The organism is Amycolatopsis melonis, from assembly GCF_040064235.1.
Lineage (GTDB): Bacteria > Actinomycetota > Actinomycetes > Mycobacteriales > Pseudonocardiaceae > Amycolatopsis > Amycolatopsis melonis.
Genome location: NZ_JBDZYD010000008.1, coordinates 148,175 through 172,849, shown reverse-complemented (window position 1 = coordinate 172,849; position 24,675 = coordinate 148,175). Strand labels below are relative to the sequence as shown.

The window sequence follows — 24,675 nt, the reverse complement described above, 5'->3', positions numbered from 1 at the left end:
CGGGATACTGGGCGGGTGGACCCCATTCAGCGTGTCGCGTCCCGCGAGGTGTACCGGAACAACTGGATGACCGTGCGGGAGGACGAGATCCGCCGCCCGGACGGCTCGCCCGGCATCTACGGCGTGGTCGACAAACCGACCTACGCCCTCGTCGTCGCCCGGGACGACGCCGACCGGTTCCGGCTGGTCGAGCAGTTCCGCTACCCGCTCGGTGAACGGCGCTGGGAGTTCCCGCAGGGCACTGCACCCGGCCGCGCCGACGTCCCGCCCGCCGAGCTGGCCGAACGGGAGCTGCGCGAGGAGACCGGGCTGCGCGCCGGCTCGATGACCGTGCTCGGCAAGCTCGACGTCGCCGCGGGCATGAGCAGCCAGCGCGGCTGGGTGTTCCTCGCCACGGACCTCACCGAGGGCGAGCCGGAGCTCGAGCACGAGGAGCAGGACCTGCGCAGCGCGTGGTTCGCCCGCGCCGACGTCGAGAAGATGATCCTCACCGGCGAGATCACCGACGCGCAGTCGATCGCCGCCTGGGCGCAGCTCATGCTGTACGAGCGCACCCAGGGCTGATCAGTCCGGCCAGGACGGCTTGCGCTTCTCCAGGAACGCCGCCATCCCCTCGCGGGCGCCGGGCAGCTGCGACGCCGCCGCCATGACCTCCAGCGCGATCGCGTACGCGTCGGCTTCGGGCCGGTCCAGCTGGGCGTAGAGGGTCACCTTGCCCATCGCCTTGCTGGCCCGGCTGCCGCGCGTGGCCCGCGCCAGCAGCTCCGCGACGGCTTCGTCGAGCTGTTCGTCCGGCACGACCCGGTTGACCAGTCCCCAGTCGAGCGCGGTCGCCGCGTCGACGACGTCGCCGGTCAGCGCCAGCTCCATCAGCCGCTTGCGGCCGATCGACCGCGCCACCGGGACGGCCGGGGTGTGGCAGAACCAGCCGCCCTTGCCGCCGGGCAGCGCGAAGCCCGCCGATGCGGCCGCCACGGCGAGGTCGCACGACGCCACGAGCTGGCAGCCCGCCGCGGTGGCCAGTCCGTGCACGCGCGCGATGACGACCTGCGGGATCGACTGCATGGTCTTCATGACGTCCGTGCACAGCGTCAGCAGCTCGCGCACGCCGGTCAGGTCGCGCGCGGCGACGTCGGCGAAGTCGTGCCCCGCGGAGAACACCGGGCCGTCGCCGGCCAGCACGACCCCGGTCGCGTCGGTCGTGCCCGCCTCGCGGAACGCGGCGAGCAGCTCGGCGAGGTGCCCGGCGGACAGCGAATTGCGCCGGGCCGCCCGGTTCATGGTGATCGTGACGGTGTCGCCGTCCCGCTTCACCAGGATGTGCTCGTACTCGGTCATGTCCCGACGGTAGTACGTCCGCCGCGCTCAGCCGAGGCCGTGCCGCTCCCGGACGAGGCCGACGATGCCGTCCATGATCCCGGTCAGCTCGTAGTCCTTGGGCGTGAACACCCGCGCGATGCCGCGTTCGAGCAGCAGCGCGGCGTCGTCCGGCGGGATGATGCCGCCGACGATCACCGGCACGTCGCCCGCGCCCGCGGCCCGCAGGCCGTCCACGACGTTCGGGACGACCTCCAGGTGCGAGCCGGACAGCACCGACAGCCCGACCACGTGCACGCCCTCCTGCACCGCGGCCGCGACGATCTGCTCCGGTGTCAGCCGGATGCCCTGGTAGACGACCTCGAAGCCGACGTCGCGGGCCCGGACGGCGACCTGCTCGGCGCCGTTGGAATGGCCGTCCAGCCCCGGCTTGCCGACCAGGATCCGCAGCCGTTCGCCGAGTTCGGCTTCGGTCTCGCGGACCCGCGCGCGCACGCGCTCCAGCTCCGGGTCGCCCGTGCCGGCGACGGCGGCCGCGGAAACCCCGGTGGGCGCCCGGTATTCGCCGAACACCTCGCGCAGCGCGCCGGCCCACTCGCCGGTGGTGACGCCGGCCCGCGCACACTCCAGAGTGGCCTCGAAGAGGTTTTCCGTCGTCTGCGCGCGTTCCTTCAGTGCGGCCAGCGACCGCGCGACGGCGTCGTTGTCGCGCTGTGCCCGCCATTCCTCGATCGCGGTGACGGCGGCCTTCTCGACGGCGGGGTCGACCGTCTCGATCGCCTTGGCACCCTCGGCCTGCAGCGGCGACGGCTCGGTCGTCTCGAACTTGTTGACCCCGACCAGGATCCGCTCGCCGCTCTCGACGCCGCGGCGGTACTCGGCCAGCGAGGCGACCAGCTGCGACTTCATGTAGCCGCTCTCGACCGCGGCGACCGCGCCGCCGAGGTCCTGCACGCGGGCGATCTCCTCGCGCGCGCCGGCCATGATCTCGTCGACCTTGGCCTGGATGACGTGCGAGCCGTCGAAGATGTCCTCGTACTCCAGCAGGTCGGTCTCGAACGCGAGCACCTGCTGCATGCGCAGTGCCCACTGCTGGTCCCACGGCCGGGGCAGGCCGAGCGCCTCGTTCCAGGCGGGCAGCTGGATCGCGCGGGCGCGGGCGCCGCGGGACAGCGACACCGCCAGCATCTCCAGCACGATCCGCTGGACGTTGTTCTCCGGCTGGGCTTCGGTGAGCCCGAGCGAGTTGACCTGGACGCCGTAGCGCAGCCGCCGCGCCTTCGGATCCGTTACGCCGTAACGATCCCGCGTGAGCTCGTCCCAGAGCGCGGTGAACGCGCGCATCTTGGCCATCTCCTCGACGAACCGGACGCCGGCGTTGACGAAGAAGGAAATCCGCGCCACGACCTTGGCCATGTCGGCCGCGCCGACCTGGCCGGAGTCGCGGACGGCGTCGAGCACGGCGATCGCGGTGCACAGCGCGTAGGCGACCTCCTGCGTCGGCGTCGCCCCGGCTTCCTGCAGGTGGTAGCTGCAGATGTTGATCGGGTTCCACTTCGGCACGTGGTGCACGGTCCAGGCGATCATGTCGGTGATCAGCCGCAGGCTCGGCCCCGGCGGGAAGATGTAGGTCCCGCGGGACAGGTACTCCTTGATGATGTCGTTCTGCGTGGTGCCGGTGAGCTTCGCGAGCACTTCGTCGACGTCGCGGCCCTCGGCCTCGGCCTGCTCGCGCGCCACGGAGACGTACAGCGCGAGCAGCCACATGGCGGGCGCGTTGATCGTCATCGACGTGTTGGCCTCGGCGAGCGGGATGCCGTCGAACAGGCGCCGCATGTCGCCGATGTGCGACACGGGCACGCCGACCTTGCCGACCTCACCGCGGGAGAGCGGGTGGTCCGGGTCGTAGCCGGTCTGGGTGGGCAGGTCGAAGGCGACCGAAAGGCCGGTCTGCCCCTTGGCGAGATTGCGCCGGTACAGCTCGTTCGACGCGGCGGCGGACGAGTGCCCCGCGTAGGTCCGCATCACCCACGGGCGGTCTCGTTCGCGGTCCGTTGGGTAGGGCACGGGACACCTCCGGCGGTGGACGTTTCGTCGAGTGTACCGGCCGGTAACTTATGGGGGCAGTGGAATCGGCCACGTCCGGGTGAGGCCGCGGCAGACCACCTGGGCGGTGGCCTCAGGCGGCCGAGGTGTCCGCTTCCGGCGGTGCCTGGCGGGCGCCTGCCTCGTCGATGGCCTTGACGAGCAGGTCCCGCACCCGCTTCGGCTCGCCGATCCCCATCAGCGTCACCGATCCCGCTCCGCCGAAGCCGATGGTGCCGGTGCGGGACGGGCCGGGCTTGAGCACCGGTGCCGGCAGGCCTGCCAGTTCCGTCGAGCGCTCCTTCTGCCGGAACAGGCCCGAGCGCGCGATGATCCGGCTGTCCGTGACCGCGTACGTCGTGCGCCCGAGCGCGAGGTAGCGGACCACCGACCGGCCGGCCGCGCCGTAGAGGCCGAGCGCCAGCGCGACGACCGCGGCAGCCATCGGCAGGCCGCTCGGCTGCTTCGCCAGCACGAACCAGACCGCGGCGGCGGCGAGGACCAGTCCGGCCGGGGCGATCACCCCGTCCGCGGCGACGTAGAGCGGGCGCTGGACCGGCTCTCCCGCCCAGAGCACGCGCTCACCGGGCTGAAGCTCGATTTCCCCTGCTGACATGGCCGAACACTACTGCGCCGGACGCCCGCCCGCCGAGTTCCGCACCCTCCGTGTCCGGCCGGGCACTGTGACCGAAAACCGCGAGACCAACGGCCTCGGCGTCGATTAGCGTGGGCAGCCGTGACGTGGAGTGTGTACGGAAGCTACCTGGTCATCGTCGTCCTGATCGTGCTCGCGCCGGGACCCGACACGATGGTCATGCTCAAGAACGCGCTGTCCGGCGGGTTCCGCGGCGGGCTGCTCGCGTCGCTGGGCATCTTCACCGGCAACGCCGTGCAGGGCAGTGCCGCGGCGCTCGGGCTCGGCGTCGTCATCGCCCGCTCGCAGCCGGTGTTCCTCACCCTCAAGTGGGCCGGTGCCGCCTACCTCGTCTTCCTGGGCTTCCAGGCGCTGCGCGGTGCCTTCCGCGGCAACTACGCCGTCGTCGAGGACGTCCAGCGCCGTCGCGGCGGCGGCTTCCGGCGGTTCCGCGAAGGGTTCCTCTCCAACGTCACCAACCCGAAGGTGCTGGTGCTCTACCTGTCCGTGCTGCCGCAGTTCCTGACGGCCGACTCGAGCGTCGGGGACTCGCTGCTGCTGGCCTACACCGTCGCCGTGCTCGGCGGGGCGTGGCTGCTGGTGCTGCTGCTGTTCGTGCACCGCGTCCGCGCCTGGCTCGGCCGCCGCCGGGTGCGCCGTACCCTCGACGGCGTCACCGGCACCGCGCTGCTCGGCTTCGGCGCCGCTCTCGCCTTGGAGTCCTGATGACGTGGAGCACCTACGCCGGCTTCGCCGGGATGATGGCGTTCCTGGCCATGATGCCGGGACCGGACACGATGGTCGTGCTGAAGAACGCCCTGACCGGCGGCGCCCGCGGCGGCGGCTGGGCGTGTGCCGGCATCAGCGTCGCGAACTTCCTGCAGGGCACCGCGGCGGCGCTCGGGCTGGGCGCGGTGCTGACGCGCTCCCAGCCGGTGTTCGAGACGGTGAAGTGGCTCGGCGCGGCCTACCTGGTGTTCCTCGGCATCCAGGCCCTGCGCGGCGCGTGGCGCGGTGACTACGCCGCCCTCGACGTCCGGAAGGCCCGCGCCTCCCGGGGACGGCGGTTCCGCGAAGGCTTCCTGTCCAACCTGACCAACCCCAAGGTGATCGTGCTGTACCTGTCGGTCCTGCCGCAGTTCCTGACGCCGTCGTCGAGCGTCGCCGACTCGCTGCTGCTGGCGTACACGGTCGCGGCGCTGGGGCTGGTGTGGCAGGTGCTGCTGCTGTTCTTCGTGCACCGGGTCCGCGACTGGCTGCAGCGCCGCCGGGTGCGCCGGGTACTGGACGGCGCCACGGGAACGGCCCTCGTCGGCTTCGGCGCGGCACTGGCCCTCGAAGGCTGATCTAGCCTGGCCTCATGACCTGGGGAACTTATGGCGCCTTCGTGCTCTTCGTGGTGCTCGTGCTCGTCGTGCCGGGGCCGGACACCGCGCTCGTGCTCAAGAACTCCCTCGCCGGCGGGAAACGCGGCGGGATCCTGACCGCGCTGGGCGTCGGGTCGGGAAACCTCGTCCAGGGCCTCGCGGCCGCACTCGGGCTCAGCGCCGTCCTCGTGCGCTCCGAACCCCTCTTCCTGGCGGTGAAGTGGGCAGGCGCGGCGTACCTCGCCTTCCTCGGCGTCAAGACGCTGCTCGCCGCCTGGCGCGGGAACTACAGCGCGCCGGAGACGGCCAAGCCGCGCGGCGGACGGCGGTGGCGGGAAGGGTTCCTGTCGAACGTCACCAACCCGAAGGCGCTCGTGTTCTACCTGTCGATGCTGCCGCAGTTCCTGTCCCCCGGCTCGACGACGGCCGACTCGCTGCTGCTGGCGGCGACGGTCGCGGTGCTGGCCACGCTCTGGCAGTTCGTCGTGGTCGCCGGCGTGCACCGGATCCGGGTCTGGCTGCAGCGCCGCCGCGTCCGCCGCACCATGGACGGCGCGACGGGCGCGGCACTCGTCGGCTTCGGGGCGGTCCTCGCCGTCGAGGGCTGAGTCAGCGGATCTCTTCCCGCACAAAGGTTTCGAACGACCGGGCGGGGCGGCCGGCGACCTGCTCGACGGCCGGGGTGACGCGGTCTTCGGCACCCCGCCGGATGTCCTCGTCCAGTGCGGCCAGCACGGCGGCGAAGTCCGCCGGAAGTCCCGAAGCGGTCAGGAAAGCCGTGTACTCGGCCGGGCCGGCCGCGCGGTGGCGGACCGGGCGTCCGGTGTGCCTGGCCACGATCGCGGCCGCTTCGGCGTAGCTCAGTGCGGCCGGGCCGGTCAGGACGTGTTCGGTGTTGTGCGGCTCGGGATCGGTCAGCGCGCGGACGGCGACCGCCGCGATGTCTCCGGCGTCGACGAACGCGACCCGGGCGTCGCCGGTGGCCGTGACGATCTCGCCGTCGCGGACGCCCTGGGCGACCAGGTGCTCGCCGGTGAAGTTCTGCATGAACCACGACGGCCGCAGCACCGTCCACTCCGGAGCCTGGCGCACCAGCCGCGGCAGCTCGCCGAGGCCCGGGGTCTCGTCGGTGACCGCGGACGAGCCGAGCAGGACGACCCGGCGGACTCCCGCGTCGAAGGCGTCGGCCAGGAACGGGGCCACCAGCGCCGCCGGTTCGGCCTCGCCGATCGGCGCGACCAGGTAGACGGCGGTGGCTCCGCGCAGCGCGCCGGCGTGGGTGACGCGGTCGGTCCAGTCGAACCGGACCTGCCCGGGTTCGTGCGGTTTGCGGGTCGCCACCCGTGCCGGGACGCCGTTGGCGCGCAGGCCCGCGACGACCCGGCGGCCGGTGGTGCCGGTGCCGCCGAGCACTAGGACGTCAGCCACGGCCGCTCCCAGCCGACATCGCGGTCAGGTCGCCGAGGATCTCGGCCGCGGCGGCCGGGCTCCAGTAGTCGCGGTAGTGGCGGATCTCGCCGTTCTCCACGGTGATCACGGCGATGTAGGCCAGCTCGTACGGCCGCTGCGTCGCGACGGCGACGCCGGCGAGGGTGAACTCGGCGACGACCACGGCCGGATCCACGGTCCGGTGCACGGTCTTCGCCGTCACCTCCCGGACGTCCAGCAGGTCCGGGTAGCCACGCAGGTATTCGCGGATGGCGTCGCGGCCTTCGACACGGCGGGGGTAGCCCGGGCCCGCGAACGGGAACTCGAGGACGCCGTCCTCGGCCCAGAGCCCGGCGAACCCGGCCATGTCGTGCTTCAGCAGCAGGTCGAGCGCTCGCTCGACGAGGTCGTGCATCGGATGCTCCTTCTACGTTTGGACGAGACGGTACCGTCCCGACGTCAGGTTAGACGGGACGGTACCGTTCCGTCCACCCGCTAGACTGCGCCCATGGCACGCACCCCGACCGGCGCCGCGGTCCTCCAGCCCGAAGTCACCCAGGCCATCACCGACGCCGTGCTGACCGAACTGGCCGAGCAGGGCTACGGCAGGCTGTCGATGGAAGCCGTGGCCAAGCGGGCAGGCGTCGGCAAGAGCGCGCTGTACCGGCGGTGGCGGTCGAAGCAGGAAATGATCACGGCGGTCATCGCGGAGTTCAGCGTGAACCGCGCGGGCGTCGAGGACACCGGCTCACTGCGCGGCGACCTGCGCGCGACCATGCAGGCGGTCCTGGACTGGCTCACGCACCCGCTGTTCTCGCGGATCCTGCCCGACCTGGTCGCCGAAGGAGCCCGCAACCCGGAGACGGCCGAGAGCACCCGCACGAGCATCGGCGGCCCGCGCCGCGACCTGGCGGAGGTGATGCTGCGCCGGGCAATCGACCGGGGCGAGCTGCCGCCGGACACCGACCTCGAACTGGCGCTCGACATCCTGGCGGCACCGATCTACTGGCGTCTGGTGGTCCGCCAGGCTCCGGTGGAGCCGGGCTACCTGGACCGGCTGGTGGAGCACACCCTGCGTGCCCTGGGTGCCCGGGAAAAGCCGTGAATGCCACATCGAGGGACTCGATGTGGCATTCACGGACGCTCAGCTGCGGTCGGGTTCGCCGCTCACCCGCTTGATGTTCGCGCCGAGGCGGTTGAGGTTCTCGACGAAGTGCGGGTAGCCGCGGTCGATGTGGAAGACGTCCCAGACCTCGGTGACGCCGTCCGCGCACAGGCCGGCCAGCACCAGGCCCGCGCCCGCGCGGATGTCCGAGGCCCACACCGGTGCGCTCGACAGCTTCTCGACGCCGCGGACCACCGCGTGGTGGCCGTCCGTGCGGGCGTCGCCCGACAGCCGGACCATCTCCTCGATGAAGCGGAAGCGGGCCTCGTACACGTTCTCCGTGATCATCGACGTGCCTTCGGACACCGCCGACAGCGCCACCGCGAACGGCTGGAGGTCGGTCGCGAACCCGGGGTACGGCAGCGTCACCCAGTCGACCGCCTTCGGGCGCTCCGGCTGGACCACGCGGAAGCCCTTGTCGCCGAACGTCTCGACGTCCGCGCCCGCCAGCTGGAGCTTGTTCAGCACCAGGTCCAGGTGGTGCGGGTTGACGCCGCGGACGGTGATGTCGCCGCGGGTCATCGACGCCGCGAACGCCCAGGTCGCGCCCACGATCCGGTCACCGATCACGCGGTGCTCGGTCGGGTGCAGCTTCTCCACGCCGTGGACGGTCAGCGTCGAGGTGCCCGCGCCCTCGATCTTCGCGCCCATCTCGGTGAGCATCGTGCAGATGTCGGCGATCTCCGGCTCGCGCGCCGCGTTGTCGATCACCGTGGTGCCCTCGGCCAGCACGGCCGCCATCAGGATGTTCTCGGTCGCGCCGACGCTCGGGAAGTCCAGCCAGATCTGCGCGCCGACCAGCGTCTCGGCCTTCGCGACGACGCAGCCGTGCTCGATCGTGCTCGTCGCGCCCAGCTTGCGCAGGCCGTTCTGGTGCATGTCCAGCGGGCGGGAGCCGATCGCGTCGCCGCCCGGCAGCGCCACGACGGCCTGCTTCAGCCGCCCGACCAGCGGGCCCAGCACGCACACCGACGCGCGCAGCTTGCCCATCGCCGGCGAGTCCGCGCGGTGCGACAGCTCGGCAGGCGTCGTGATGGTGGCCGTGTCGCCCTCGATGACGACCTCGCAGCCGACGCTCCGCAGCACGTCGCCCATCAGCGGGACGTCGAGGATCTGCGGGCAGTTCGTGATGGTGGTGGTGCCCTCCGCGAGGAGGGCGGCGGCCATCAGCTTCAGCACGCTGTTCTTGGCGCCGACCACGTCGACCTCGCCGACCAGCCGGGCTCCGCCATGCACGTCGAAGTGCTCGCTCATGGCCGCCAATCATGCCCTCTCGCCCGGATTCGGCCCGGGCGGGGGCGGCTATGGTGGGTTCATGGTCGTTCGCATCAACCGCGTCTACACGAAGGTCGGCGACAACGGCACGACCGCGCTCGGCGACGGTTCCCGCGTGCCCAAAACCTCGGCCCGCCTCGGCGCGTACGCGGACACCGACGAGACGAACTCGGTGCTGGGGCTGGCGATCGCGGTCGGCGGGCTGAGCGGCGAGATCGCGGACGTCCTGCGTACGGTGCAGAACGATCTTTTCGACGTCGGCGCCGACCTGTGCCTGCCGATCTCCGACGACCCGCCGTACCCGCCGCTGCGGATCACAGAGAAGTACGTCGAGCGCCTGGAAGGCTGGTGCGACGAGTTCAACGAGCGCCTGCCGAAGCTGACGTCGTTCATCCTGCCCGGCGGCACCCCGGGCGCGGCGTTCCTGCACCAGGCCCGGACCGTGGCGCGCCGGGCCGAGCGGTCGGCGTGGGCGTTGTACGAGGCGGAGCCGGAGACGACGAACCCGGTGGCCGTGAAGTACCTGAACCGCCTGTCGGACCTGCTGTTCATCCTCGCCCGGCTGGCGAACCCCGACGGTGACGTGCTGTGGCAGCCGGGCGGGCAGCCCTAGCCGAGCCTGCCCTGCTCCTGCACCGCCCAGTAACGCTCCAGGTCGACCTCCGGCGTCCCGTCGAACGCGGGATCCACGGCCTGGGTCGTGACCATGTCCTCCGGCTTCACCCGCTCCGGCAGCCTGGCCCAGCGGTTCTCTTCGGCCATCAGATCCCCCAGCTCTCCCGCAGGGCCCCCAGCGCCTGGTGGAAGCCGGGGAACGTCTTCTTCACACACTCCGGGTCGTCCAGTGTCACGCCCTCGGTCAGCAGGCCCGTGATGCTGAACGCCATCGCGATCCGGTGGTCCCGGCGGCACTTCACCAGTGTGCCCGACGGGCGGCCCGGCCGGATCTCGATCCAGTCTCGGCCCGTCTCGACGTCGATGCCCATCGCGCGCAGGTTCTCCTCGCAGGCGTCGAGGCGGTCGCATTCCTTGATGCGCGTGTTGTAGACGTCCTCGATGCGCACCGGCCCGGACGCGAACGGCGCGATCGCCGCCAGGGTCGGGACGGTGTCGGAGATGTCGCGCATGTTCACCGTGATGCCGCGCAGGCCGCCGGAGGGGCCCGCGACCGTCACCGAGTCCGGCGTCAGCTCCACGTGCGCGCCCATCTGCTCCAGGACGTCGGCGAACCGGACGTCGCCCTGGAGAGCGTCCGAGCCGAGCCCGGGGATCGTCACCGTGCGGCCGGTGACGGCGGCCGCGGCGAGGAAGTAGCTCGCCGTCGACGCGTCCGGCTCCACCGGGTACTCGCACGCGCGGTACGGCTGGGCCGGGACCACGAACGTCCGGCCCTCACGGCGGACGTCGACGCCGAAGCGGCGCATCATCTCCAGCGTGATCTCGACGTAGGGCACCGAGACGAGGTCGGTGACCGTGATCCGCAGCCCTTCCGCGGTCAGCGGCCCGACCAGCAGCAACGCCGTCAGGAACTGCGAGGACAGGCCCGCGTCCAGGGTCAGCTCGCCGCCCTTGATGCCGTTCGCGCGCACGGTGAGCGGGTGGTGGCCCGGCTCGCCCTCGAAGGTCAGGTCGACGCCCAGCTCCTGCAGCGCGTCGGTCAGCGGCCCGAGCGGGCGGCGGCGCATCTGGTCGGAGGCGTCGAAGCGGAAGGTGCCGGTGCCGGCCGCGGCCAGCGCGGGCAGGAAGCGGGCGGTGGTGGCGCCGTCCCGGCAGAAGACGTCGGCCTCGGCCACGCCGGGACCCGCGGGGCGGCCCTCGATGGTCCAGGCGCCGGGCTGCCGGTCGACGCGGTAGTCGAGCTTGACCAGGCCCTCGGCGAAGCCCTCGGTGTCGTCCGAGTGCAGCGGACGGCCGAGCACGGTGGTCCCGTGCGCGGCGGCGGCCAGGAACAGGCCGCGGGCGGTGACGGACTTGGAACCGGGGATCTCGACGAGGGTCACGGCCCAAGTCTACGGACGGCGGAAACCCGGAACTCACGTGATCCGGCGCGTCACTCGCGTGCTTGAAGGGGCATCACGCGTGACTGAACAGGCATCACGCGTGATGGGAGGGGCATCAGGCGGTCAGGAGGCGCGCGGGAGACGTCGGCCGGGTGGGGCCGACTCCAGCCAGGACAGGAAGCCGGTCAGGGCGCCCGGGCCCATGGCGATCTCGATCGCCTCCTGGGTCTCGGACTCGCAGCGCAGCACCGTCGAGCCTTCGGGGACCGCGTACGCCTCGCTGCCGGACGGGTCGCGGCGGTCGGCGATCTGCATGCTTTCGCGCTGGAACACCCGATCCGGGCCGGTCCGCAGGCTCCACACGCGGTACCAGACGAACTCGTCGCCCTCGTAGCGGCCCAGCCCCAGGTGCCAGCCGGACCGCGGGTTGTCCGGACGCCACCGCAGCGCGACGCTCACGCCACCGCCGCGGCGCATCCGGATCCAGCGCTGGCCGTACCAGGCGGCCAGCACGGCGAGCACGACCAGGAGCCCCACTACGACCACGGTGATCTTCACGGCCCGGCTCCTGCCCGTCTCGCGCTCAGGCCGTCTGACCCGCTGCGCGGAGCTGGGCCGAGGCCCTCGCCCGCTCGGTCTCGTCGTCCCCGGTCAGTGCCCTCTTCGCCGCGTCGACGTCGATCTCGTCGGACAGCTCGGCGCTCTCGGCGAGGATGCTCACCCCGGTCGCCGTCACCGACAGGAACCCGCCGTGCACGGCCGCGCACACCGTCTCGCCGTCGGTGGTCGTCACCTTGACCACGCCACCCTCGACGAGCTGCCCGAGCACGGGCTCGTGACCGGCCATGATGCCGATCTCGCCCTCGGTGGTCTGCGCCACCACGAAAGTGGCGGTACCCGACCAGAGACGGCGCTCGACGGCCACCAGCTCCACGGACATCTCGGCCACGTAGCACTCCTTAGCTCGGGGTGTTACTCCCGAGTGTAATAGGTCTGACTCAAGCTATGAGAACGGCGGGGGCCCGGGTCCACACAGGACACTGCCCCCGCCGTCGTCAGAGGATCACTTCTTGGTGATTTCCTTGTACTTCTTCTCCAGGTCTTCGAGGCCACCGATGCCCAGGAACGCCTGCTCCGGGTAGTGGTCGAAGTCGCCCTTGGTGATGCGGTCGAACGACTCGATCGTCTCCGACAGCGGCACGGTCGAGCCCGGCTGGCCGGTGAAGGCCTCCGCGACCAGCATGTTCTGCGACAGGAACCGCTCGATGCGGCGCGCGCGCTGAACGGTCAGCTTGTCCTCTTCCGAGAGCTCGTCCATACCGAGGATCGCGATGATGTCCTGCAGCTCCTTGTACTTCTGCAGGATCCGGATGACCTCGGAGGCCACGCGGTAGTGGTCCTCGCCGACGATGGACGGGTCGAGGATCGTCGACGTCGACGCCAGCGGGTCCACCGCCGGGAAGATGCCCTTCTGGAACACCGACCGGGAAAGCTCGGTGGTGGCGTCCAGGTGGGCGAACGTCGTCGCCGGGGCCGGGTCGGTGTAGTCGTCCGCGGGGACGTAGATCGCCTGCATCGAGGTGATCGACCGGCCACGGGTCGAGGTGATCCGCTCCTGCAGCTGACCCATCTCGTCGGCCAGCGTGGGCTGGTAACCCACGGCCGACGGCATGCGGCCCAGCAGGGTCGACACCTCGGAGCCGGCCTGGGTGAACCGGAAGATGTTGTCGATGAACAGCAGCACGTCCTGGTTCTGGACGTCGCGGAAGTACTCCGCCATGGTCAGCGCCGACAGCGCGACGCGCATACGCGTGCCCGGCGGCTCGTCCATCTGGCCGAAGACCAGGGCGGTGTCGTTGATGACGCCGTCCTCGGACATCTCCAGGAAGAGGTCGTTGCCCTCACGGGTGCGCTCGCCGACACCGGCGAACACCGAGGTACCACCGAAGTTCCGGGCGACGCGGGTGATCATCTCCTTGATGAGCACCGTCTTGCCGACGCCGGCACCGCCGAACAGGCCGATCTTGCCACCCTGGACGTACGGGGTGAGCAGGTCGACGACCTTGAGGCCGGTCTCCAGCATCTCCGTCTTGCCCTCGAGCTGGTCGAAGGACGGCGGGTTGCGGTGGATGCCCCAGCGCTCGAGGTCCTCGCCGTAGCCGGGCTCGTCGAGGCACTCGCCGAGGGCGTTGTAGACGTGGCCCTTGACCTTGTCGCCCACCGGGACGGTGATCGGGCCGCCGGTGTCGGTGACCTCGGCGCCGCGCACCAGGCCGTCCTGCGGCTGCAGGGAGATGGTGCGGACGAGGTTGTCACCGAGGTGGCTGGCGACCTCGAGGGTCACGGTCTTGCGCAGCTGCTCGAACTCGATGTCGACCTTGAGCGCGTTGAACTGGTCGGGAACGGAACCGCGCGGGAACTCGACGTCGACGACCGGCCCGGTCACCGAGACGATGCGCCCCTTGGCGCGCGGGGCTTCAGTACTGGTCATCAGTCATCACTTCCTGCTGCGGTGAGCGCGTTCGCGCCACCGACGATTTCGGAGATCTCCTGGGTGATCTGCGCCTGGCGGGCCTGGTTCGCCTCCCGCGTCAGCGTGTTCACCAGTTCGTTCGCGTTGTCCGACGCCGACTTCATCGCCGTCCGGCGGGCGGCCAGCTCCGAAGCCGCCGCCTCCAGCAGCGCCGCGTAGATGCGCGTGTTGATGTACTTCGGCAGGAGCGCGTCCAGCAGCTTGTCCGCGCTCGGCTCGAACTCGTAGCTGGGGAGCAGCCCCGCGGGCTTCTGCTCCTCGTCCTCGGAGTACTCGACCTCGAGCGGCGCGACGCGCTTGGCGGTCGGGCGCTGCGTCAGCATCGACACGAACTCGGTGTAGACGATGTGGATCTCGTCGACACCGGTGATGCCGTCGGCGTTGCCGCCGGCGTCGTCCGCACCGCGCATGAACGACTCGACCAGGGTCTCGCCCGCGGCGGCCGCGTTGGCGTAGCCCGGCTGGTCGGAGAAGCCCGTCCAGCTGTCCTCGACCGGGCGGTTGCGGAACCGGTAGTAGTTCAGCCCCTTGTTCCCGGTGACGTAGACCTGCGGCTCCTTGCCCTCTTCGCGGAGCAGGGCGAGCAGCTCTTCGGTCGCGCGCAGGACGTTGGAGTTGTAGCCACCGCACTGGCCCTTGTCACTGGTCACGACCAGGACGGCGGCCCGCTTCGGGTTCGGGCGCTCGACCAGCAGCGGGTGGTCGAGGTTGGCCGCCGCACCGGCCAGCGCCGAGAGCACCTTGGTGATCTCGTCCGCGTACGGCCGGGAAGCGGCGACCTTCGCCCGCGCCTTCGTGATGCGCGCGGTGGCGATGAGCTCCATCGCCTTGGTGATCTTGCCGATCGACTTGGTCGCCTTGATGCGCGACCGGAGTTCCCGGAGTTGTGCGGCCATGAGCTATCAGCTCACTTCTTCGGGGCGGGCTTGTTGACCTTGACGGTCTCGTGCCCGACCTTGTCGGCGTCCATCGCGTCGGCGTCCGCCTCGACCAGGGACTTGCCCTCGGACGTGGTGAACTCCTTCTTGAACTCGTTCACCGCGGCGACCAGCTTGTCGGCCGTCTCGTCCTCGAACTTGCCGGTGTCGCGGATCGCGCCGAGCACGTCGGCGTGCTTGCGGCGGGCCGACTCGATGAACTCGTGGTTGAAGCGGCGCACGTCCTCGACCGGGACCGAGTCGTAGTGGCCGTTGGTGCCCAGGTACACCGTCGCGACCTGCTCCTCGACCGGGATCGGCGAGTACTGCGGCTGCTTGAGCACCTCGTACAGGCGGGCACCACGCTCGAGCTGCGCCTTGGAGGCGTCGTCGAGGTCGGAGGCGAAGGCCGCGAAGGCCTCCAGCTCGCGGTACTGCGACAGGTCGATCCGGAGCGAGCCGGAGACCGACTTCATCGCCTTGACCTGCGCGGCACCACCCACGCGGGACACCGAGATACCCACGTCGATGGCCGGGCGCTGGCCCGAGTTGAACAGGTCCGACTGGAAGAAGCACTGGCCGTCGGTGATCGAGATGACGTTGGTCGGGATGTAGGCCGACACGTCGTTCGCCTTGGTCTCGATGATCGGCAGGCCGGTCAGCGAACCGCCGCCCAGCTCGTCCGACAGCTTCGCGCAGCGCTCCAGCAGGCGGGAGTGCAAGTAGAAGACGTCGCCGGGGAACGCCTCGCGGCCCGGCGGGCGGCGCAGCAGCAGCGAGATCGCGCGGTAGGCGTCGGCCTGCTTGGTCAGGTCGTCGAACACGATGAGGACGTGCTTGCCCTCGTACATCCAGTGCTGGCCGATGGCCGAGCCGGTGTACGGCGCGATCCACTTGAAGCCGGCGGAGTCCGACGCGGGTGCCGCGACGATCGTGGTGTACTCCAGCGCGCCGGCGTCCTCGAGGGACTTCTTCACGGCGGCGATCGTGGAGCCCTTCTGGCCGACCGCGACGTAGATGCAGCGGACCTGCTTCTTCGGGTCGCCGGTCTCCCAGTTGGCCTTCTGGTTGATGATGGTGTCCACGGCGACGGCGGTCTTGCCCGTCTTGCGGTCACCGATGATCAGCTGGCGCTGGCCGCGGCCGATCGGGGTCATCGCGTCGATCGCGGTGATGCCGGTCTGCAGCGGCTCCGACACCGGCTGGCGCTCGACCACCGAGGCGGCCTTGAGCTCCAGGGCGCGGCGGGTGGTGGTCTCGATCTCGCCGAGGCCGTCGATCGGCTGGCCCAGCGGGTTCACGACGCGGCCGAGGTAGCCGTCGCCGACCGGCACCGAGAGGACCTGGCCGGTGCGCTTGACCTGCTGGCCCTCTTCGATGCTCTCGAAGTCACCGAGGATCGCGGCACCGATTTCGCGGGCGTCGAGGTTCAGCGCGACACCCAGGACGCCGCCGGGGAACTCGAGCAGCTCGTTCGCCATGGCCGAGGGGAGGCCCTCGACGTGGGCGATGCCGTCACCGGCGTCGACCACGACGCCAACTTCTTCCCGGCTCACGTCCGGGGCGTAACTCGAGACGTAGTTCTCGATCGCGCTACGGATCTCATCCGAGGAGATCGTCAGCTCGGCCATGTCTTTCCCGCTCTCGCTTCGTTCTTGCCAGTATGCAAAGTCTTGTGTGACCTGGAGCTATGCCCGGGCCAGCCGCCTGCGCAGCGCCGCCAGCTGTCCCGCCGCGCTGCCGTCGATGACCTCGTCGCCGACGCGGACGACGAGCCCGCCGCCGAGCCGGGGGTCGACCTCGACGTGCAGCGCGATCGGCCGCCCGTAGATGTCGTTGAGCTTCGCGCCCAGCTGGGCGGTCTGCTCGTCGGTCAGGGCGTTCGCGCTGGTCACGTACGCGACCGAGCGTTCGCGGCGTTCGGCGGCCAGCTTGACCAGCTTGTCGAGCCCGACGCCGACGCCGCGGCCCTTGGCCCGGCGCACGACCTGCTCGACGAGGGTCTCGGTGACCACGTCCACCTTGTCGGCGAACAGCCCGCGCACCAGCGCGCGCTTGGCGTCGGCGGGACCGGCCAGGTCCGACAGCGCCGTCTCGAGCTCCGGGTGACCGGCCACGACCCGCGCGACCTGGAACAGCTGGGACTCGACGGTGTCGACGTTCCCGGTCTTCTCGGCGGCGGTGAGCAGTGCCGAGCGGCCGAGCTCCTCGAGCCCGTCCACCAGCTCGCGAGGGCTGGACCAGCGGCTGCCCGCCACGACGTCGAGCACCTTGAGGGCCGGTTCGGACAGCTTGCCGTCGAACAGCCGGCGCACCAGCCCGGTGCGCGCCTCCGGCGTCGCCGAGGCGTCGCTCACCGCCCGGCGCAGGCCGATCTCCCGGTCCAGCAGGTCGACGACCGAGAGCAGCTCGTCGCCGACCGTGGCAGCGTCGGCTCCCGCGTCGGCCAGAACCTCGCCGAGGCGTTCCTCGGCGAGGCCGAGCGCTTCACGGCTCGCAGCATGCAGCGTCATTTCTGGTCTACTTCCCCGCTCCGGTGGAGGCTCCGGCGGACTCCAGCTCCGCCAGGAACCGGTCGACGGTGCCGCGGCGGCGCGCCTCGTCCTCGAGCGACTCGCCGACGATCCGGCTGGCCAGCTCGACGGCGTTGCGGCCCATGTCGGCCCGCAGCTCGGCGATGATCTGCGCCTTCTGGGCCTGCAGCTGGGCCTGGCCCTGGGCGACGATGCGCTGGGACTCGGCCTCGGCCTCGGCCCGCAGCTCCGCCTTGATCTGCTCGGCTTCGAGCCGGGCGTCGTCGCGGATCTTCGCGGCCTCGGTGCGGGCCTCGGCCAGCTGCGCCTTGTACTTGGCCAGCGCCTCTTCGGCCTCGGCCTGCGCCTTCTCGGCCTTCTCGATGCCACCCTCGATCTTCTGCGCACGCTCTTCGTACGCGGCCTCGAAGCGAGGGACGACGTACTTCTTGAGGATGAACAGCAGGATGAGGAAGGCGACGATGCCGAGGATCAGCTCCGAAATGTCGGGGATGATCGGCAGTGGCGTCTCCGACGCCAGCACCAGTTCGTTCGTCACGGCAAGGCCTCCTTAAACGATGAGCGGATGACTCAGGCGGAGGCGATGAAGTAGATGACGATGCCGATCAGGGCGAGCACCTCGGTCAGAACGAAGGTCGAGAAGCCGATGCCCTGCAGCTTGCCCTGCGCCTCCGGCTGACGCGCGGTGCCGTTGATGACGGCGGCGAAGATCAGGCCCACACCGATGCCCGGGCCGATCGCGCCCAGGCCGTAACCGATGGCGGCGAGACCCTTGTTGAGGTTGACGGTCTCGGCGGCCTGCTGGGCCAGAACGATGTTGCTCACGTGCATTTCCCTTCACTTCGGTCCACGCGCTCGCGTGGATCGGGGGCTTGTGTTCTCAGTGCTCCGACGCCAGCGCGGCGCCGATGTACCCGGCCGACAGCAGGGCGAAGATGTAGGCCTGCAGCACCTGGATGAAGGCCTCGAGGAACGTCATGGCGATGGCGGCGATCCAGGCCACCAGCGAAACCGGCTTCAGCGCCCAGCTCGACGTCTCGGTCGCCAGGAAAGTGCCGCCGAGGGTGAACACCGCCAGGATCAGGTGACCCGCGAACATGGCGGCGAAAACACGGATGGCGAGCGTGAGCGGGTTGAGGAAGAACTTCTCCGCGAACTCGATCAGCGAGAACAGCGGGAGCACCGCGCCCGGAACACCCGGCGGGGCGAGTTCCTTCTTGAAGTAACCCTTGAAGCCGTGCCGCTTGAACCCGACGTAGTGGTACACCGGGTAGACGACGAGAACCGACAGGGCGACCGGGAACCCGAAGCGCGCCATGGTCGGGAACTGGAGGAACGGGATGATCCCGTACAGGTTGTTCACCAGCACGAAGGTGAACAGCGCGAAGACGAGCGGGACGAACGGCTTGAAGTCCTTCGAGCCGATCTGCTCCCGCGCGATGTTGTTGCGGCTGAAGTCGTAGATCGACTCCGCGACGAACTGCCCCTTGCCCGGCACGACCTTCAGCTTGCGGGTCGCCAGCAGGAAGTAGGCGGCGATGATCACGACCGAGAGCACGACGAGCACCATCGGCTTGGTGACGTGGCCGAAAATCGGCGGCAGGATGAAGCTTTCGGCGCCGGGGGGGTTGAACACCGCACCCTCGGTCAGTACCAGCGCGCCCACTGGGCTCCTTCCGGTTCTCCCGGCCGGCGTTCACTCCGCCGGGGGAATCGTCACGATCTGGACTTAACGTACCCGATACGTATCGGGACGTCGGAGGCGGCTGCCCCACTGTGCGATGAACACGGCTTCACGTTCTGCACACGGGGTTGTCTCGCGTGAACACTGCCCTGCGGTCTACTTCGGACCAGCGGCCGGGAGGCGGAACTACACGGTCGCCACACTGCTGATCGCGGTTCGTCTTAGGGAGTGCGCGGCCGAGGCCGCCACCCTTGACGCGGACCATACCAGCAGGTCAATCAGTGCCGGACAGGCGTACTCCTAACCAACCGATCAGCCCAGGACTTAGGTCCCGGGTGGTCCCGGGACCCAGGTCCGGAGCGGGCCGGGACCGGCCAGGCAACGACGCAGGCGGCGGCTGTGGCGGGGTCCCGGGGCCGCGCGCGAAAGCGCACGTCAGTGGCACCGGTCACACTCCGGCGGCCCTGTCCCGGTTCACCGTCCGTAACGGAACCGGCGGGCAAACCGGACAGCGTCAGGACGGGATGATCGTCGGGATCTTGGTCTTGCGGAAGGCGGCGAACTCGGCCGCGGCGGCCAGCATGATCGCCACGATCATGGTGATGCCCAGCGACATCGGGTGCAGCGCCGTGACGCCCTTCAGCAGCGTCAGCGCGCCGAAGAGCAGGACGATCTTCACGACGTACCCGCCGAGCGCGATCACCATGACGAACATCGGGTCCTGGCCCGCGCTGAACCGCATCAGGCCCAGCGTCGACAGCGAGGCGAGCAGCGCCAGCACCCCGCCGACGAGCGAGCCCAGGAAGCCGGGCAGCCCGTTGAGGATGCTGAAGAGCGCGATGCACACCAGCACGGCGGGCGGGGTGATCAGCAGCGAGGCCTTCGTCATCGCGCGTGCGGCCTGCAGCACCACCTTGGCGTGCGGGTTCTCCTGCTCGTGCGGTTCGGTTTCGCTCACACCTGGCTCCCTGCTCGGTTCCACCCGAGTGTAGAGACCCCGGCGGGTCAGGTGCCGGGCTGGTTGCGCGAGCGCAGCCGCGGCACGATCGAGACCACCGCCGCGAAGACCAGGCCGATCCCGATGATCCACAGCGCGGCGGCGTCGTCGAACAGCGTCACCGACACCGCGCCGAAGGCGAGGATGCCCGCCCACAGGTAGATCAGCAGCACCGCGCGGCGCTGGGAGTGGCCGATCTCCAGCAGCCGGTGGTGCAGGTGCATCTTGTCCGCCGCGAACGGGCTTTCGCCGCGGCGGGTGCGCCGCACGACCGCCATGATCAGGTCCAGCATCGGCACGAACAGCACGGCCGCGACGACCACCAGCGGCGACAGCAGCGCGATCGCGTCCTTGGCGCTGAACTGGGTGTACGGCACGCGCCCGGACGCCGACGTCGTCGCGCCCGCGAGCACCAGGCCGATCATCATCGAGCCGGAGTCGCCCATGAAGATCTTCGCGGGCTGGAAGTTGTACGGCAGGAAGCCGAGGCAGGCGCCGGCGAGCGTGGCCGCGATCAGCGCGGGCGGGTAGGTGCCGACGTCGCCGCCGGAGCTGTCGAGCAGGCCGAGCGAGAACGCGCACGTCGCGGCGGCCGCGATGAAGCCGAGCCCGCCCGCCAGCCCGTCGAGGCCGTCGACGAAGTTCATCGCGTTGACCATCACCACGACCATCACGACGGTGAGCAGCGCGCCCTGGTTCTTGTCGAGCACCAGCACCGAGCCGAACGAGCCGCCGGTGCCGCCCCACGGCACCCAGAACGACACCCACTGCACGCCGAAGATGACCAGGATGCCCGCGCACATGACCTGGCCTGCCAGTTTCGTCCAGGCGTCCAGCTCGAACCGGTCGTCGAGCGCGCCGATCAGCGAGATGACCCCGGCCGCCAGCAGCACGCCGACCGAGTCGAAGGAGGCGTCGAAGCCGTGTGACAGCGCGGGCAGCTGGTGGGCCAGTCCCATCGCGCCGGCGACGCCGAGGTAGATGCCGACCCCGCCCATCCGCGGGATCGGGGCGACGTGGACGTCGCGCGCGCGGGGGTTGGCGATCGCGCCGACCCGGATCGCGACCCGGCGCACGACACCGGTGAGCAGGTAGGTCACGGCGGTCGCGGTCAGCGCGACGAGGATGTATTCCCGGATGGGGAGAAGACCGGATGTGGGCGGCACGGGTACGTCACGCTCGCGGGGTCGGGGTCACCCGCGACACGCTATCGTGCCGCGGATTCGATCGTGATCCGGCTTCAGGCCAAGGATTCCGCGGGCACACCGAGCACCTCCGCGACCGCCGTCTTCGTGACCGAGCCCTCCCGGAGCACGACCGGATCGGTGCCGGTGAGGTCCACAATGGTCGACGCGACGGGCTCACCGCTCGACCCGCCGTCGAGGTACACCGCGACGGAGTCCCCGAGCTGCTCCTGAGCTTCCTGCGCGGTGCTGGCAGGCGACCGCCCGGAGACGTTCGCACTCGAGACGGCCATCGGCCCGACGTCCCGCAGCAGCTCCAGCGCGACGGGGTGCAGCGGCATCCGGAGCATCACGGTGCCGCGGGCCTCGCCGAGGTTCCACTGAAGGCTCGGCGCGTGCGGCAGCACGAGGGACAGATCACCGGGCCAGAAGGCTTCCATGAGCGCCCGCGCCTGCGGCGGCACCCCGAGCACCAGCCCGTCCACAGTGGACCACGAGCCGACGAGCACCCCGACGGGCATGTCCGGGCCCCGGTTCTTGGCACGCAGCAGAGCCTGGACGGCGCCGGCGTCGAAGGCGTCGGCCCCGATGCCGTAGACCGTGTCGGTCGGCAGGACGACCAGCCTGCTCGACCGCACCGCACCCGCGGCCGCGGCCAGCCCGTCGGCCCGGGATTCGCGCTTGCTGCAGTCGTAGACCACGCTCATGACGGCCAAGGGTAGTCCGGCCACCTGTGGAGGCGTTCGCGGCGTCATACCGCTGCCCGGGGTGTCTGCCGCTGCCGGGGCTGGACCCTGCCGGGTGTCTTGAACGGGTCGATCAGGGGTGCGGCCGGGTGCGGGTGTCGCGAATGAGCCATAGGGACCTGCGAGGTCCTGAATGAGCCATTGGGGGCCTTGCACCGTCCCGGAGGAGTCATTCGCGGCCCCGGCGGCACTGCCGCTCGCTCGCCATCCGCCCGGCGCAACCCCGGCCTCGCCGGAATCCCGCCCCGCCCCTGCCTGGTTCCGGCAAAGTCGCGCTGTGCCGCCGTTCTGAAGGTGCCCTTCGGTGTATCTGACGCGGTGAAGGGTCCCTTCCTCGCGTCTGACGTCAGCAAGGGGCCCTTCGGCTCAGCGTGAGCCAGCCGGACCTCCACCCCCACGTCATGAACGACTCTTTCCTGTCGTCAGACGAGGTGAACGACTCGTTCATGACGTCCGCTCACCCCGCGGCACAGCGACTTCGCCGGGATCCTGCCCACCCCGCCCCTGGGGGCGCCCCCCGTCTTCCACATTACCGGCGGGCACCGACAGTTTCCCGCGTTCCCGGTGCGCTCGCCCGAAGTTGTCCACAACGTTCCCCGCGGGCGGGGTGACAAACCGGCCAGACTTTCGTCGTGGGGCAAGCGGGTAAACCTCCCGTCGCGACAGAACTCCGGCAGTGCGGCTCAATACGGTCGATCACCGGGAACCCACCAACCCCGCGGGTTCCCAGTGAAGGAGCCGCAGATGCGTTCCAGAACCCCGAAAGCGCTCGCCCTGCTCGCCGCGGTCACCGTGCTGACCGGGCTCGGGGCGGGCACCGCCGCGGCCGAGCCGCTCACCCGTGGCTGGCCCGCGCCGATCGATGCCGCGCGGTGGGAGAACCAGGACCACATGACGTGGTCGGACTACCGGAAGGTGCCCGGCACGAACTGGGCCGATCCCTCGCTCAAGCCGACCCAGCGCACCTTCAAGGGCGCCGTGGTCCTCGCCGACTACCCCGACCAGGACTTCGTCGTCACGCGGCCCGCGCGCTCGACCGTCTTCGGCAACCCCGCGCCCACCGCGTCGGACCTTCCGCGGGCGCAGGTCGCGCAGTACTACCAGGACTTCCTCAACAAGCCCGAGGCCCTCAACAACGGCCACACCATCAACGAGTACTGGATGGAGGACTCCGGCGGCCGGTTCGGCGTGCAGCTGACCGCGTTCGGTCCCTACCGGATGCCCGGGAAGTCCTACGAGTACGGCATGGAGTTCCAGCCGGGTGCCTGCCCGCCCGGCGCGAACTGCACCCGCGACCTCCGCAAGGACGCCGGAGACGCCTGGCGCGCCGACGTCGGCGACACCGCGAAGCAGTTCGACTTCGTCTTCTACCTCTCCGCCGGCCAGGACGAGAGCTCGACCTGGCAGGAGTTCGGCGAAATGAAGTTCGGCACGAAGGAGAACGTGCCCGACGCGTTCGGGCCGCCGAACCACGACCTGCCCAACTACGCCGCCACCCGGTACGTGCCGTGGACGTCGTGGGCGTCGGCCGCCAGCATCTGGCCGAACGCGCAGGACGGCAGCTCGGTGCAGGCCGAAAGCTCCGGGCAGTCGACCTACGCCCACGAGTTCAGCCACATCCTGGGCATCGGCGACAACTACAACAACCCGTTCGGCAACCCGCCGTCACGCAGCTACAGCGGGCCGTGGGACATGCTGTCGCGCGGGACGTTCAACGGCCCGGGCGGCCCGCACACCCGCTGGCAGATCCCGGCGACGCAGGGCAGCTCGATGGGTGCCCAGCACCAGCTGCGCAACAAGCTGAAGCTCGGCATCGTCGACCCGGCGGACGTGCTGCAGCTCGACCGCAACGAACTGGCCAGGACCGGTCCGGTGTCTGTGCGGCTGACCGCGCGGGAGGCCGAGGCGCAGCCGGGCGCGTTCACCGGGCTGAACATCAAGCTCACCGGCGGCGACAAGGCGCCGAAGTGCGACCGGTCGAAGGACCCGTTCTGCGACGGCGGCGGCTACGACAACTACACCGTCGAGGTCGTCGACCGGATGGGTTCGGACTCGTTCACCCCGGACTCGGGCGTACTGATCACCAAGACGAAGAACAAGGACGACGCGCCGTTCGACTGGGTGATCGACGCGAACCCGCAGGACATCGGCATCACCGACTACACGAAGCCGGACGGAACCCCGGTCAAGATCACGATCGGCGACTACCGGCAGCTCAACGACGCCCTGTTCAAGGCGGGCACGCAGGCGTCGAGCCCGTACGAGTACACCGACCAGGCGAACCGCCTGCGGTTCCTGATCACGGACGTGGCCAGGGACCGGACCGGGATCCTGTCGTACTCGGTGACGGTGGCCTCCCTGGACGGCTCGGGCAGCCAGTCCCGCGGCGCGGCGGTGACCCCGGCCCCGCCGGCGTTCGCCCGCGGCGGCCTGGCCACCTGCGACTTCGGCCTGCTCAACACGGGTTCGGCCCGCGGCGCGCAGGCACCGTACGACACGGACACGTACCGGCTGAGCATCTCGACGGACGCGAAGGGCTGGGAGGTCCGCCTGCCGAACGAGCTGGCCACGGCCAGGTTCGGCGGCCACGTGAAGGTGACGGCGTACGCCAAGCGCGGCGCGGGCGCCGACCTGGCGGCAAGGGTGAAGCTGACGGCAACGTCGATCAGCGACCCGTCGAAGACGGCCACGGCAGGCTGCACGGCGTTCGGCTTCTAGCGACGTCGCGAATGACTCATCCGGGACTTCGCAGGTCCCGGATGAGTCATTCGGGACCTCCGGGGCGCTCGCCGCCGATGTGGACAACTCC

The 24,675-nt window shown here is 70.4% G+C and carries 27 protein-coding genes; 7 read left to right on the top strand and 20 right to left on the bottom strand.

The features are described from left to right. Window positions 1-15 precede the first annotated feature (15 nt). Window positions 16-564: an NUDIX domain-containing protein gene (locus tag ABJI51_RS22480; RefSeq protein ID WP_348953227.1), complete on the top strand. Its 549-nt coding sequence runs from the start codon at window positions 16-18 to the stop codon at window positions 562-564. Here ABJI51_RS22480 and ABJI51_RS22475 read toward each other — a convergent pair whose 3' ends face one another. The 3 genes from ABJI51_RS22475 to ABJI51_RS22465 all read right to left on the bottom strand — a co-directional run bounded on the left by ABJI51_RS22475 (window position 565) and on the right by ABJI51_RS22465 (window position 4,018). Beyond that, window positions 565-1,338, bottom strand: a complete 774-nt coding sequence (locus ABJI51_RS22475) for an enoyl-CoA hydratase-related protein (protein WP_348953225.1) — start codon at window positions 1,336-1,338, stop codon at window positions 565-567. Window positions 1,339-1,365: 27 nt separating this feature from the next. Beyond that, window positions 1,366-3,384 carry a protein meaA gene (locus ABJI51_RS22470; RefSeq protein ID WP_348953224.1) on the bottom strand — a complete coding sequence of 673 codons (2,019 nt, stop codon included), beginning with the start codon at window positions 3,382-3,384 and terminating at the stop codon, window positions 1,366-1,368. 112 nt (window positions 3,385-3,496) lie between these two features. After that, on the bottom strand, window positions 3,497-4,018 hold the full coding sequence (locus ABJI51_RS22465) for a PH domain-containing protein (RefSeq protein ID WP_348953223.1): 522 nt from the start codon (window positions 4,016-4,018) through the stop codon (window positions 3,497-3,499). Window positions 4,019-4,138: 120 nt separating this feature from the next. Here ABJI51_RS22465 and ABJI51_RS22460 point away from each other — a divergent pair, with 120 nt between their 5' ends. From ABJI51_RS22460 to ABJI51_RS22450, 3 genes are read left to right on the top strand one after another with little or no spacing between them, the layout of a single operon-like run. Further along, window positions 4,139-4,762, top strand: a complete 624-nt coding sequence (locus ABJI51_RS22460; protein WP_348953221.1) for a LysE family translocator — start codon at window positions 4,139-4,141, stop codon at window positions 4,760-4,762. Beyond that, on the top strand, window positions 4,762-5,382 hold the full coding sequence (locus ABJI51_RS22455) for a LysE family translocator (RefSeq protein ID WP_348953219.1): 621 nt from the start codon (window positions 4,762-4,764) through the stop codon (window positions 5,380-5,382). Before ABJI51_RS22460 ends, ABJI51_RS22455 begins: the two co-directional genes overlap by 1 nt. A gap of 14 nt (window positions 5,383-5,396) precedes the next feature. Next, entirely contained in the window at window positions 5,397-6,011 is a 615-nt protein-coding gene (locus tag ABJI51_RS22450; protein ID WP_348953218.1) for a LysE family translocator, read from the top strand. A gap of 1 nt (window position 6,012) precedes the next feature. Here the strand turns inward: ABJI51_RS22450 and ABJI51_RS22445 are convergent, their stop codons facing one another. Together ABJI51_RS22445 and ABJI51_RS22440 are read right to left on the bottom strand one after the other, a co-directional pair. Then, a complete protein-coding gene (locus ABJI51_RS22445; protein ID WP_348953217.1) occupies window positions 6,013-6,831 on the bottom strand; it encodes an NmrA family NAD(P)-binding protein in 819 nt (272 codons plus the stop codon). After that, window positions 6,824-7,246, bottom strand: a complete 423-nt coding sequence (locus ABJI51_RS22440) for a nuclear transport factor 2 family protein (RefSeq protein ID WP_348953216.1) — start codon at window positions 7,244-7,246, stop codon at window positions 6,824-6,826. Before ABJI51_RS22440 ends, ABJI51_RS22445 begins: the two co-directional genes overlap by 8 nt. A 93-nt stretch (window positions 7,247-7,339) precedes the next feature. On the opposite strand from ABJI51_RS22440, the gene ABJI51_RS22435 reads away from it, so the two are divergent. Beyond that, entirely contained in the window at window positions 7,340-7,936 is a 597-nt protein-coding gene (locus ABJI51_RS22435; protein ID WP_348953215.1) for a TetR/AcrR family transcriptional regulator, read from the top strand. A gap of 39 nt (window positions 7,937-7,975) precedes the next feature. On the opposite strand, the gene murA is transcribed toward ABJI51_RS22435, so the two are convergent. Continuing rightward, window positions 7,976-9,250 (bottom strand): UDP-N-acetylglucosamine 1-carboxyvinyltransferase, encoded by a 1,275-nt coding sequence (gene murA, locus ABJI51_RS22430; protein WP_348953214.1) that lies wholly within the window; start codon window positions 9,248-9,250, stop codon window positions 7,976-7,978. A gap of 61 nt (window positions 9,251-9,311) precedes the next feature. Between murA and ABJI51_RS22425 the strand changes: the two genes are divergently transcribed. After that, the gene (locus ABJI51_RS22425; RefSeq protein ID WP_348953213.1) at window positions 9,312-9,884 is read left to right on the top strand and encodes a cob(I)yrinic acid a,c-diamide adenosyltransferase; all 573 of its coding nucleotides are present in this window, start codon (window positions 9,312-9,314) and stop codon (window positions 9,882-9,884) included. On the opposite strand, the gene ABJI51_RS22420 is transcribed toward ABJI51_RS22425, so the two are convergent. From ABJI51_RS22420 to ABJI51_RS22355, 14 genes are all read right to left on the bottom strand, one after another. Further along, window positions 9,881-10,033, bottom strand: a complete 153-nt coding sequence (locus tag ABJI51_RS22420; RefSeq protein ID WP_348953212.1) for a hypothetical protein — start codon at window positions 10,031-10,033, stop codon at window positions 9,881-9,883. The genes ABJI51_RS22425 and ABJI51_RS22420 overlap by 4 nt on opposite strands. Beyond that, on the bottom strand, window positions 10,033-11,271 hold the full coding sequence (gene aroA, locus ABJI51_RS22415) for a 3-phosphoshikimate 1-carboxyvinyltransferase (protein ID WP_348953211.1): 1,239 nt from the start codon (window positions 11,269-11,271) through the stop codon (window positions 10,033-10,035). The genes ABJI51_RS22420 and aroA overlap by 1 nt, the downstream gene beginning before the upstream one ends. A 123-nt stretch (window positions 11,272-11,394) precedes the next feature. Beyond that, window positions 11,395-11,829, bottom strand: coding sequence for a DUF2550 domain-containing protein (locus ABJI51_RS22410; protein ID WP_348953209.1), 435 nt, complete (start codon window positions 11,827-11,829; stop codon window positions 11,395-11,397). A 25-nt stretch (window positions 11,830-11,854) separates the two neighbouring features. Then, window positions 11,855-12,220 carry a F0F1 ATP synthase subunit epsilon gene (locus ABJI51_RS22405; RefSeq protein WP_348953208.1) on the bottom strand — a complete coding sequence of 122 codons (366 nt, stop codon included), beginning with the start codon at window positions 12,218-12,220 and terminating at the stop codon, window positions 11,855-11,857. Window positions 12,221-12,334: 114 nt separating this feature from the next. Then, window positions 12,335-13,762, bottom strand: a complete 1,428-nt coding sequence (gene atpD, locus ABJI51_RS22400; RefSeq protein WP_348953206.1) for a F0F1 ATP synthase subunit beta — start codon at window positions 13,760-13,762, stop codon at window positions 12,335-12,337. Next, a complete protein-coding gene (locus tag ABJI51_RS22395) occupies window positions 13,762-14,700 on the bottom strand; it encodes a F0F1 ATP synthase subunit gamma (RefSeq protein WP_348953205.1) in 939 nt (312 codons plus the stop codon). The genes atpD and ABJI51_RS22395 overlap by 1 nt, the downstream gene beginning before the upstream one ends. 11 nt (window positions 14,701-14,711) lie before the next feature. Beyond that, window positions 14,712-16,352: a F0F1 ATP synthase subunit alpha gene (gene atpA, locus ABJI51_RS22390; RefSeq protein WP_348953204.1), complete on the bottom strand. Its 1,641-nt coding sequence runs from the start codon at window positions 16,350-16,352 to the stop codon at window positions 14,712-14,714. A 57-nt stretch (window positions 16,353-16,409) separates the two neighbouring features. Next, complete coding sequence (locus ABJI51_RS22385; RefSeq protein WP_348953203.1) at window positions 16,410-17,234, bottom strand: F0F1 ATP synthase subunit delta; 825 nt, start codon at window positions 17,232-17,234, stop codon at window positions 16,410-16,412. Window positions 17,235-17,241: 7 nt separating this feature from the next. Further along, window positions 17,242-17,793 carry a F0F1 ATP synthase subunit B gene (locus ABJI51_RS22380; RefSeq protein ID WP_348953202.1) on the bottom strand — a complete coding sequence of 184 codons (552 nt, stop codon included), beginning with the start codon at window positions 17,791-17,793 and terminating at the stop codon, window positions 17,242-17,244. Between the two features lie 32 nt (window positions 17,794-17,825). Next, entirely contained in the window at window positions 17,826-18,080 is a 255-nt protein-coding gene (locus ABJI51_RS22375) for an ATP synthase subunit c family protein (RefSeq protein WP_348953201.1), read from the bottom strand. 55 nt (window positions 18,081-18,135) lie between these two features. Beyond that, window positions 18,136-18,921, bottom strand: a complete 786-nt coding sequence (gene atpB, locus ABJI51_RS22370; RefSeq protein WP_348953200.1) for a F0F1 ATP synthase subunit A — start codon at window positions 18,919-18,921, stop codon at window positions 18,136-18,138. Window positions 18,922-19,453: 532 nt separating this feature from the next. After that, window positions 19,454-19,897: a Cg1360 family ATP-synthase-associated protein gene (locus ABJI51_RS22365; RefSeq protein WP_348953199.1), complete on the bottom strand. Its 444-nt coding sequence runs from the start codon at window positions 19,895-19,897 to the stop codon at window positions 19,454-19,456. Between the two features lie 47 nt (window positions 19,898-19,944). After that, entirely contained in the window at window positions 19,945-21,102 is a 1,158-nt protein-coding gene (locus tag ABJI51_RS22360; RefSeq protein ID WP_348953198.1) for a glycosyltransferase family 4 protein, read from the bottom strand. A 74-nt stretch (window positions 21,103-21,176) separates the two neighbouring features. Further along, entirely contained in the window at window positions 21,177-21,827 is a 651-nt protein-coding gene (locus ABJI51_RS22355) for an L-threonylcarbamoyladenylate synthase (RefSeq protein ID WP_348953197.1), read from the bottom strand. Between the two features lie 783 nt (window positions 21,828-22,610). On the opposite strand from ABJI51_RS22355, the gene ABJI51_RS22350 reads away from it, so the two are divergent. Then, window positions 22,611-24,584 (top strand): M6 family metalloprotease domain-containing protein, encoded by a 1,974-nt coding sequence (locus tag ABJI51_RS22350; RefSeq protein WP_348953196.1) that lies wholly within the window; start codon window positions 22,611-22,613, stop codon window positions 24,582-24,584. The last annotated feature ends 91 nt before the right edge of the window (window positions 24,585-24,675 follow it).

What these genes read in the sequence shown, in the direction of transcription:
- ABJI51_RS22475 (WP_348953225.1), bottom strand. Translation starts at nt 1,338, where the DNA reads ATGACCGAGTACGAGCACATCCTGGTGAAGCGGGACGGCGACACCGTC.
- ABJI51_RS22465 (WP_348953223.1), bottom strand. Translation starts at nt 4,018, where the DNA reads ATGTCAGCAGGGGAAATCGAGCTTCAGCCCGGTGAGCGCGTGCTCTGG.
- ABJI51_RS22455 (WP_348953219.1), top strand. Translation starts at nt 4,762, where the DNA reads ATGACGTGGAGCACCTACGCCGGCTTCGCCGGGATGATGGCGTTCCTG.
- ABJI51_RS22450 (WP_348953218.1), top strand. Translation starts at nt 5,397, where the DNA reads ATGACCTGGGGAACTTATGGCGCCTTCGTGCTCTTCGTGGTGCTCGTG.
- ABJI51_RS22440 (WP_348953216.1), bottom strand. Translation starts at nt 7,246, where the DNA reads ATGCACGACCTCGTCGAGCGAGCGCTCGACCTGCTGCTGAAGCACGAC.
- ABJI51_RS22435 (WP_348953215.1), top strand. Translation starts at nt 7,340, where the DNA reads ATGGCACGCACCCCGACCGGCGCCGCGGTCCTCCAGCCCGAAGTCACC.
- murA (WP_348953214.1), bottom strand. Translation starts at nt 9,250, where the DNA reads ATGAGCGAGCACTTCGACGTGCATGGCGGAGCCCGGCTGGTCGGCGAG.
- ABJI51_RS22425 (WP_348953213.1), top strand. Translation starts at nt 9,312, where the DNA reads ATGGTCGTTCGCATCAACCGCGTCTACACGAAGGTCGGCGACAACGGC.
- ABJI51_RS22420 (WP_348953212.1), bottom strand. Translation starts at nt 10,033, where the DNA reads ATGGCCGAAGAGAACCGCTGGGCCAGGCTGCCGGAGCGGGTGAAGCCG.
- atpD (WP_348953206.1), bottom strand. Translation starts at nt 13,762, where the DNA reads ATGACCAGTACTGAAGCCCCGCGCGCCAAGGGGCGCATCGTCTCGGTG.
- ABJI51_RS22395 (WP_348953205.1), bottom strand. Translation starts at nt 14,700, where the DNA reads ATGGCCGCACAACTCCGGGAACTCCGGTCGCGCATCAAGGCGACCAAG.
- atpA (WP_348953204.1), bottom strand. Translation starts at nt 16,352, where the DNA reads ATGGCCGAGCTGACGATCTCCTCGGATGAGATCCGTAGCGCGATCGAG.
- ABJI51_RS22385 (WP_348953203.1), bottom strand. Translation starts at nt 17,234, where the DNA reads ATGACGCTGCATGCTGCGAGCCGTGAAGCGCTCGGCCTCGCCGAGGAA.
- ABJI51_RS22355 (WP_348953197.1), bottom strand. Translation starts at nt 21,827, where the DNA reads ATGAGCGTGGTCTACGACTGCAGCAAGCGCGAATCCCGGGCCGACGGG.
- ABJI51_RS22350 (WP_348953196.1), top strand. Translation starts at nt 22,611, where the DNA reads ATGCGTTCCAGAACCCCGAAAGCGCTCGCCCTGCTCGCCGCGGTCACC.